We start from the raw sequence: 8441 nt of genomic DNA, 5'->3' as shown, positions 1-8441 counted from the left end.
CGATTAAAATTTCTGTTTGCACTAAAATTTTAGCTCCTCCTTGGAGGGGGGAGTCCATACATCGAAAAGGAGGAACGACTGAGTCGGGAATCCCTCAAATCAACTACCACTCAGGCTAAGGCGAAAACTCTCCGCATCATGCAGCGGCACGCAGAGCAATTTACTGACCTCTTTTAGTCGTTGTACCTGTTCTGCATTGCTTTTCGCGAGTTGACCATCTGAACTCAAATGGTTGTTCTCAAAGCCTACCCGAACATCCAATCCCAGAAGCATTGCATGGGTTAAACAATCTTGCTCTCTCGCGCCAAACGCGCACACGGCACATCTAACGTTCTCTTCGATAAAGCGCTCCAAATGCAATGCCCGTAAATCCCATGGCGAAGATTGTTGAGCCTCATGATATCGACCAAGTACCACTAACGCGTGTTGGTTGTGCTTTGGTAACACGCCTCGCTCTCGGAAGGAGAAATAGCGTTCGATGTCTGCCTGATCATACAAAATGATTTGACTGAGAATGCCCTGAGCAGCGACCCAATCAAAAAAGATAAGACCTTTCTCCTCACTCTGCTCATCAGGAATCAGTTCACGCAAAGCAAAGGAAGCAGCTTCTGGTTTAACCGCTTTGATCAGCGCCATTTGCTGTTGTGGTAAATACATACCAACAGCCTCAGTCGTGAGCTGAACAATCATCGAATCTCCAACCGCAGCTTTCACCACGTGGTAGATTTCTAAGTTGTCATCAACCTCTAGAGAATGCCTGCCTTGCGCATCTCTCGCGTGCAAATGGATCATGGTAGCCCCTGCCGTTTGACATGCTTTCGCCTCGGCAACCATTTCTTCAATAGTCATCGGCAATTGAGCATGGTCTTGCTTGGTTTTACTCGCTCCATTGGGCGCAACAATCATCGCGATTCGAGCTCTTTCAGTTCGAGAGTTCACTACCATTTCTGTGACACCTCTCTAAGTGTACGAGTGAGCTTTTCCACCAGCTCGTCAATGTGGCTTCGTTCGATGATAAAAGGCGGTGCGAGAAGGATATGATGCCCATATACACCATCAATCGTGCCGCCCATTGGGTAGCACATCAGCCCATTTTCCATCGCTTGTTGCTTGATCTTTTTGTCTGCCAAAGTTGAATTAGGCAACGGTGTTTTACTTACTTTGTCTGCGACAAGCTCAATACCAAGAAACAGCCCTTTACCACGAATATCCCCAACATACGGGAAGTCTGAAAGTGCTGACTCGAGCTCTCTTTTTAACATTGATCCTTGTTGATTGACGGCTTGCAGGAGCTTTTGGTCACCGATGGTCTGAATGGTCGCAACGGCAGCTGCGCACGCAACAGGATGCGCCATAAAGGTATGTCCGTGCTGAAAGAAGCCACTACCAGACGCGATTGCTTGATAGACTTTATCGTTGGCAACAACGGCACCGATAGGTTGATAACCCGCCCCCAGCCCTTTCGCCATACAGACTAAATCTGGGACGGTTTGCTCTTGTTCAAAAGCAAAAAAACTACCGCTGCGTCCAACGCCACACATCACCTCATCCATGATCAGCAACACATCATAGCGATCGCAAATCTCTCGTATTCGTTTGAAGTAACCTTGAGTGGCAGGCACTGCGCCCGCTGTTGCGCCAACTATCGGCTCTGCAACAAACGCCATGACGTTATCCGCGCCCAGTTCTAAAATCTTAGCTTCAAGCTCATTGGCGGCTCTCAGTGAATAATCGAGTTCGGATTCGCCTTGCCTTTGATGACGATAGGCATAACACGGCGCAATGTGATGGCTTGGGTGCAAAATGGGTTTAAAAGGTTCGCGCCGCCATTCGTTACCACCAACAGCCAACGCACCAAGCGTATTACCGTGGTAGCTTTGTTGGCGGGCAATAAACTGCTTTTTCTCTGGCTTACCACATTCCACAAAGTATTGCCTTGCCATCTTTAGCGCAGACTCAACCGCTTCAGAGCCTCCACAGACTAAGTAGACATGATTAAATTGCGATGGCATTTGCTGGCAAATCAACTCAGCCAACTGCTCACTAGCTTCGCTAGTAAAAAAGCCCGTGTGCGCAAAAGGCACTTTTTCGATTTGGTTGAGCATGGCTTGTTTAACAGCTTGGTGGCTATGCCCAAGGTTTGATACGGCAGCGCCGCCGCAAGCATCGAGGTATTGGTTGCCTTGATTATCGAACAGGTAAACCCCTTCTCCTCTGGCGATAGTGGGCAATTTGGCGTGGCAATGACGGTGAAACACGTAAGACATGAGCGTCCCTTCCTAGTGACTATTTTCTAAGCATAGTCAGTAAGATGAGACTTATACGCAAGGTAAGAAAAGTACACCATCATGAGCATTTGGAATACCGTAACCCAAATACTCAAAAGTCATTATAAATAAGTACCTTATAGAAATAAGGCCAGCTTTAGGTAAGGCTGGCCTATGGGTAACCCAAAGCTCTGTTGAAAAGTATAATTACGCGTTCAGAGCTTGTTCTAAATCAGCCAGAATATCATCGATATGTTCAATGCCGACAGACAAACGAATCATCTCTGGAGAGACGCCCGCTTGCTTTTGCTCCGCCTCACTCAACTGTCGGTGTGTAGTTGATGCAGGATGACAAGCAAGCGACTTTGCATCACCAATGTTCACCAGTCGCTTGAATATCTTAAGCGCATCGTAAAAACGTACACCCGCCTCGTAACCGTCTTTTAAGCCAAACGACAAGATCGCCGACGGCTTACCTTGCATGTATTTCTCTGCCAATGGATAGAACTCAGAGTCTGGCAAGCCTGCGTAACTTACCCAACTCACTTTATCGTGCTGGCTTAAGTATTCCGCAACTTTGAGTGCGTTTTCGGTGTGTCTCTCCATACGCAGCGACAGCGTTTCCAGCCCCTGCATCAACATAAACGCATTCATCGGTGACAAAGCAGAACCGGTATTACGCAAAGGAACGGTGCGAGCACGGCCAATAAACGCTGCCTCTCCAAATGCCTCGGTGTAAACCACGCCGTGGTAAGAAGGTTCAGGCTGATTAAATACAGGGAAACGATCTTTGTGCTGCGCCCAAGGAAACTTGCCCGAATCAATGATGATGCCACCTAATGTCGTACCGTGACCACCTACGTACTTAGTCAATGAATGCACCACGATATCTGCACCAAATTCAATTGGCTTACATAGCACAGGAGTTGCGACCGTATTGTCTACAATCACAGGCACGCCCTGCGCATGAGCCAGCTCAGCAACACGTTCAAGGTCGATGATATTGCCAGCCGGATTACCAATGCTTTCACAGTAAACCGCTTTGGTATTCTCATCGATAAGCTCCGCGAGACTTTCAGGTTTGTCATCCTTGGCAAAACGCACCTCAATACCTTGGTTCGGCAACATATGCGCAAATAAAGTGTAGGTGCCACCGTATAGCTGAGGAGTAGAGACAATGTTATCGCCGGCTTGCGCGAGCGTGAGAATTGCGTAGTTAATTGCCGCACTGCCTGCACTGACAACCAAACCAGCAATACCGCCTTCTAGTGCTGCCATACGCTTTTCCAACACGTCATTGGTTGGGTTCATAATGCGGGTGTAAATATTGCCTGGAACTTCGAGGTTAAAGAGATCGGCACCATGCTGAGCATTGTCAAACTCATACGCGACCGTCTGGTAAATCGGTGTCGCAACTGATTTGGTGGTTGGGTCGGTTTCGTAGCCAAAATGGATCGAGAGTGTTTCGTCTTTCATGCATCTTCCCTGAACTATTGAGTGAATGGTTATTCTTTTATATTGCCGATTTTTTCAGCAAAGAAAAGCAGTTTGAGTCACATTGAAGGGATTGGACTTTATTCAAGTCAGACGGAGATAAAGAGATAACAACAAGGCTTTTCCGCATATGAAAATCATTGACTAGACTTATTCAATAATCACAAGGCTAGGATAATATAATGAAAACAATCACATCATCGATGCTCAGTGTCTGCTGTGTACTTTTCACGTTCTTTGCTCAGGCTGAGGAAGCTTTCCCCCTCGCACCTCCCGATCTCTCTAGCCCTCAAAAAGCACTCACAAGCTTTGAGACTTTGGTTTCACAAGCGAATCAGCAGCTGACAGAAATCATCGAAGATCCAACCCAAAATACCGAACCAAACCGACAACACATCTATGCACTTTTCGACAAAGCAACTCAAGCCTTCGATCTGTCTAAAGTACCGGAATCTAGCCAAAATCGAGTTGCTACTGAATCGGTCATGTTGATGAAAGAAATTCTCGACCGAGCCCCGCCTTTGGACTTATCACTCATTCCAGATAGCAACACACTGGATCGCTGGCAAATACCAGATACGGGTTTGGAGCTGATCAAACAAGCTGATGGACAGTATCGTTTCTCAGAGCAAACCGTGCATGGGCTTTACAGTGATTACTTGTTGGTAAAGCATCTACCCTCTCATTCAGGCGCGGACTTGGATTACTACCAGTATTATTCGCTAAGCGCAGGACGATTGATTCCACCAACATGGTTTCACCTCGTAGAAACATTACCAAGCGTATTTATGCTTGAATATGGAGATCAAGCGATATGGCAATGGCTCGGGTTGGTTCTTTCTCTCTCTCTAACCATCTCCGTACTTGCTTTGCTCTATAACCATATCCACTCTCCGATTTCGAAAGCCATATGCGCCGTAATCACTTTGAGTGGTTTTCTCTATCTCGCAGACTATCAACTCAACTTAACTGGCATACTGATGTCGACGCTTAACGTCATCATAGAACTCATTTGTTGGCTATTACTCAGTCAAGTGGCTTACCTATTGATTTACAAAACTTGCCGTTTATTAATGAGTAAGCAGCGCACGAATACCACGCTTCGCCAAAGTCTGACCCAAATTATTGGCACTTTATTAGGTTCAATGGCAGCCATTGCCTGTCTTGGTTATGGTTTGAATCGCTTAGGAGTCCCTGTTTATGGCATTGTGACTGGCTTGAGTTTAGGGGGAATGGCAATCGCACTCGCGATCCGTCCAACTATGGAGAACTTAATCGGTGGGGTTATCTTGTTCCTAGACAAATCGTTATCGGTGGGTGATTACTGCCAAATTGGCAACCAGTCAGGAGTTATCGAACAAATAGGCGTGCGTTCAACACGAATTCGAGCGAAAGACCGAACACAAATCACCATTGCCAATGGTGACCTTATTAAGCGAGAGATCATCAACTACAGCCGTCGTGACCGATATCCTTTCAAAGCGACTATCGGGCTACGCTATGAGACTAGTATGTCTCAATTGCAGAGCATTACAGAGAAAATCACGTCCTTACTCAAAGAGCATCCCGATGTTTTAGATTCTCCTCTTCGAGTTCACTTTAGTGCCTTCAATGCTTACAGTCTGGATATTGAAATACTCGCTCATTTGAACACCACAAATAGGGAGACATTCCTCAACTTGCAGCAAGAACTTCTTATCTTGATTGATAAGATCATTACCGCAGAAGATGCTCAATTTGCTTTCCCTTCAAGTACCACTTACCTCGCCACAGATACTTTACAGCCAGCAGTCACACCCAAGGTCGTTCAAGCAGTCCCTCAAACATAGGGATATAAAAAATCGCCTCGAATGAGGCGATTTAATTGAAGACTAAAAGCTAGTTTTTAGTGCGGCTTTTACTGCTTGATTAAGTTTGCCTAAAACCAATTCAAATACCCAACGGATAAAGGAATAAGTAAACTTAATAGCGATCTGTGCACCTTTTCCCGCAAACACTAACATATGGCCAAGTAAGCCTTTTACACGATCTGCAAATTCACTAGAAAGCTCTGAGATTTTTACCATTGAACGAGCTATAGCATCGTAGATAGTTGCAATGCCAGCACCTAGAGCTTGTGCACCAAAGACAAATGAAGCAAGACCTCCATCTATTAGCAATGTTAATATTGCAGCTGATATTCTGTCTGCCCAAAAATCATTAGTTTTCACTTCAAGTCGATTTCTATAGTTCAATACGACTCTCTCCAAAGCATTCGCAACCTTTTGAGAATAGATTTTATCCCAGCTCTGGAAGTCCGTTAATTTAGCATAACGAGCGAGATCATGAGCTGAAGGAATCAAGCCTTGCTGCCTACAAGCTAGATACTCAATCCCATTGTATGGAGCATGATAGAAAGGCCATACCGGAACTTTCGGTACAGGATCTCCCCCATTCACACATCGAAAAATACTATCGACACGCTGAGTTGCATTCATAGAAAAGTTTTTTCCGCCCACTCTAGGGGCACCAAATGTATAAAGGTGAACTTTTGCGCTAATTTCTGAAGATGATTTCAGCCAGTTCGCCGCCAAAGTAGCTAGAGCGCCACCAAGACTATGCCCTACACAATGGATATTTAAAACTTCACATGACTGGCTTCTTTTTAGAAATGACTTAATCTCAGGGATCATGGAATTCAAAGTTCCTTGGAATCCACTGTGCACTAGTTCTCCTGATTGTGTGCCTTTTGCATTTGCAGTCACATTGGTCAAGATGTCGGCGAGAGTTTTAGTTCCTCTAAAAGAAAAGACGATGTCTCTTTTATAGACCTCACTCACGCCCAACCCCGCTATTAGAAAACCAGAGGAAGGGCGATAGAAAAAGCCTCCTGACGTTCCAGATATAACGTTATTAACATCAAACTTAAAATGAACCTTGGTGCTATTTTGTAGAGAAATACTCTTTCTTTTCAACCTTGCCTGATAGGCAGCACTTGCAATATCTGATGCAATAACAGGAGATAATGTACTCATCTTAATCCTCTGGCGTTAAATTATCTGTTTTTTCGATTAATTGCTCATTTGTATATCCCTCTAATCCTTCCCAGCGACAAACAGAGGTTAAAGGCAAATATAATCGCTCCCCACTTTGAGGATCTCTCAGTTCATAATTAAGCTCTTCTTGTCTTAACTCGCAGTTAAGTGATAACAATAATTGAGATGCCAGAGGGATAGGCTTGGCATACTTAGTGGCGTTCCAAAGATAAACTTCCTTGCCTTCGGAGTAGGTATATATTTCTTGAGCTATGATGAAGTTCTGCCCGAAAACATCTCTAGGTGCCTTAGAACGGACTAGAAACTCGGGGAAATAAAACTCCCCACTTGAGTCTGTTATTGCTTTATCAGATATTTTTTTTCCGTCTTTGTAACCTTCATAGAATAAGTCTCGATGAACCGTCAACCCCGCCTGCGGCACGCCATCAAGCTTGATAACACCACGCACATCCGGAGACATTTCCACATCGTATTTTTTGAACGGCCAAAACATTGCACTTGCTCCTACCGAAAATAGAGCTAGGGCCAACATAAGAGAGATTCTTTTAGCCATAGTCTTTCTCATCCATTGATTAATTTTTGGATGATATGGAAAAAGAAGACAGAGTGAGAGGAGTTAATAAACGGAAAGCAATTTGTGGGAAGCAATTCGAAGTATCATGTAATTAAGAAATTTATTTTTATTATTTCTTAAACATTTGTGCCAATTATCTCTCTACATTGATGATTGGACTTGCTGTAAAAGCCAACGTCTGAATCGTGCTGTAGGCTCACTTTTGGTATTAATGATCAGGTAGTATCCTGCGTTAGCATCCACAGGTTCAAATGGCGAGACTAAGCGACCGCTTTCAAGTTCATCTTCCACCAGCGCCATACGTGCCATTGCTATCCCCACTCCAGCTTCGGCAGCAGACATTGCCATATCCGTACGATTAAAGAAGTGCCCTACCTCTGTTTTGAAATCAAACCCCATGCTTGATGCCCAGTACAGCCATTCATAGTCACGCGGAGCATTATCCCATGGCATAGCATCGTGCAGTAATGTCGCGTCTCGCCATTGTTCTGGTGACGCTTTAAGAGTTTTTAGCCACCTATGATCCTCAAGGTATTTGGGGCTCATCACTGGAAGAAGTTGCTCATTGAGTATCCGCTCTGCGCTTTTATCTCGATAGGGATGAGAACCATAGTCTATCGCAACGTCATAGTCCTTTAGCTCACTATTCACTAGTGCTCCCTCTGCAAAAATCTGCACTTGGAGATCGGGGTTTTCTAGATGAAAGCTTTCAAGGCGTGGAACTAACCATTTAAACGCAAAAGAAGGCGTCAGCTTGAGGCGAATTTCATTGTGGGGCTTTTCAATTTGCAGCTCTTGAAGTGCCTTTCCTAGTTCGGAGAAGTGAAATTGTGAGGATTGATACAGCTGTAATCCTTTAGGCGTAAGTCGAATTCCGCGCGAGTGGCGTTCAAACAAATTAAAACCGAGCTGTTCTTCTAACTGAATGATTTGCTGGCTGATCGCCCCTGTCGTTAGGTGCAATGCCTTTGCAGCACTGGTAAAGCTGCTGTGTTCCGCCACTTGGCTGAATAACCACAATCCGCTAACGACACTGCTTTTCATCCTTAAGCCTATAGTTTTTCTAAACGC

General features: G+C 44.9%; 7 protein-coding genes. 1 reads left to right on the top strand and 6 read right to left on the bottom strand.

Annotation, left to right across the window (positions count from 1 at the left end; translation table 11 throughout):
* Nucleotides 1-99: 99 nt before the first annotated feature.
* The 3 genes from VCHENC03_RS15790 to VCHENC03_RS15800 form a co-directional block, all read right to left on the bottom strand.
* Nucleotides 100-945, bottom strand: coding sequence for a 3-keto-5-aminohexanoate cleavage protein (locus tag VCHENC03_RS15790; RefSeq protein ID WP_032802584.1), 846 nt, complete (start codon nucleotides 943-945; stop codon nucleotides 100-102).
* Entirely contained in the window at nucleotides 939-2267 is a 1329-nt protein-coding gene (locus tag VCHENC03_RS15795; protein ID WP_009705595.1) for an aspartate aminotransferase family protein, read from the bottom strand. The genes VCHENC03_RS15790 and VCHENC03_RS15795 overlap by 7 nt, the downstream gene beginning before the upstream one ends.
* A 207-nt stretch (nucleotides 2268-2474) precedes the next feature.
* Entirely contained in the window at nucleotides 2475-3743 is a 1269-nt protein-coding gene (locus VCHENC03_RS15800) for an O-acetylhomoserine aminocarboxypropyltransferase/cysteine synthase family protein (RefSeq protein ID WP_005440265.1), read from the bottom strand.
* A gap of 200 nt (nucleotides 3744-3943) precedes the next feature.
* Between VCHENC03_RS15800 and VCHENC03_RS15805 the strand changes: the two genes are divergently transcribed.
* Nucleotides 3944-5590, top strand: a complete 1647-nt coding sequence (locus VCHENC03_RS15805; RefSeq protein WP_009705594.1) for a mechanosensitive ion channel family protein — start codon at nucleotides 3944-3946, stop codon at nucleotides 5588-5590.
* A gap of 42 nt (nucleotides 5591-5632) precedes the next feature.
* Here the strand turns inward: VCHENC03_RS15805 and VCHENC03_RS15810 are convergent, their stop codons facing one another.
* From VCHENC03_RS15810 to VCHENC03_RS15815, 3 genes are all read right to left on the bottom strand, one after another.
* A complete protein-coding gene (locus tag VCHENC03_RS15810) occupies nucleotides 5633-6775 on the bottom strand; it encodes a lipase family protein (RefSeq protein ID WP_009705593.1) in 1143 nt (380 codons plus the stop codon).
* A gap of 1 nt (nucleotide 6776) precedes the next feature.
* On the bottom strand, nucleotides 6777-7349 hold the full coding sequence (locus tag VCHENC03_RS0125680) for a DUF6795 domain-containing protein (RefSeq protein WP_032802583.1): 573 nt from the start codon (nucleotides 7347-7349) through the stop codon (nucleotides 6777-6779).
* A gap of 162 nt (nucleotides 7350-7511) precedes the next feature.
* A complete protein-coding gene (locus VCHENC03_RS15815; RefSeq protein ID WP_009705592.1) occupies nucleotides 7512-8414 on the bottom strand; it encodes a LysR substrate-binding domain-containing protein in 903 nt (300 codons plus the stop codon).
* Nucleotides 8415-8441 lie beyond the last annotated feature (27 nt).

Source organism: Vibrio sp. HENC-03 (assembly GCF_000305755.2).
Classification (GTDB): domain Bacteria; phylum Pseudomonadota; class Gammaproteobacteria; order Enterobacterales; family Vibrionaceae; genus Vibrio; species Vibrio owensii.
This window is presented reverse-complemented; position numbering and strand designations above follow the sequence as displayed.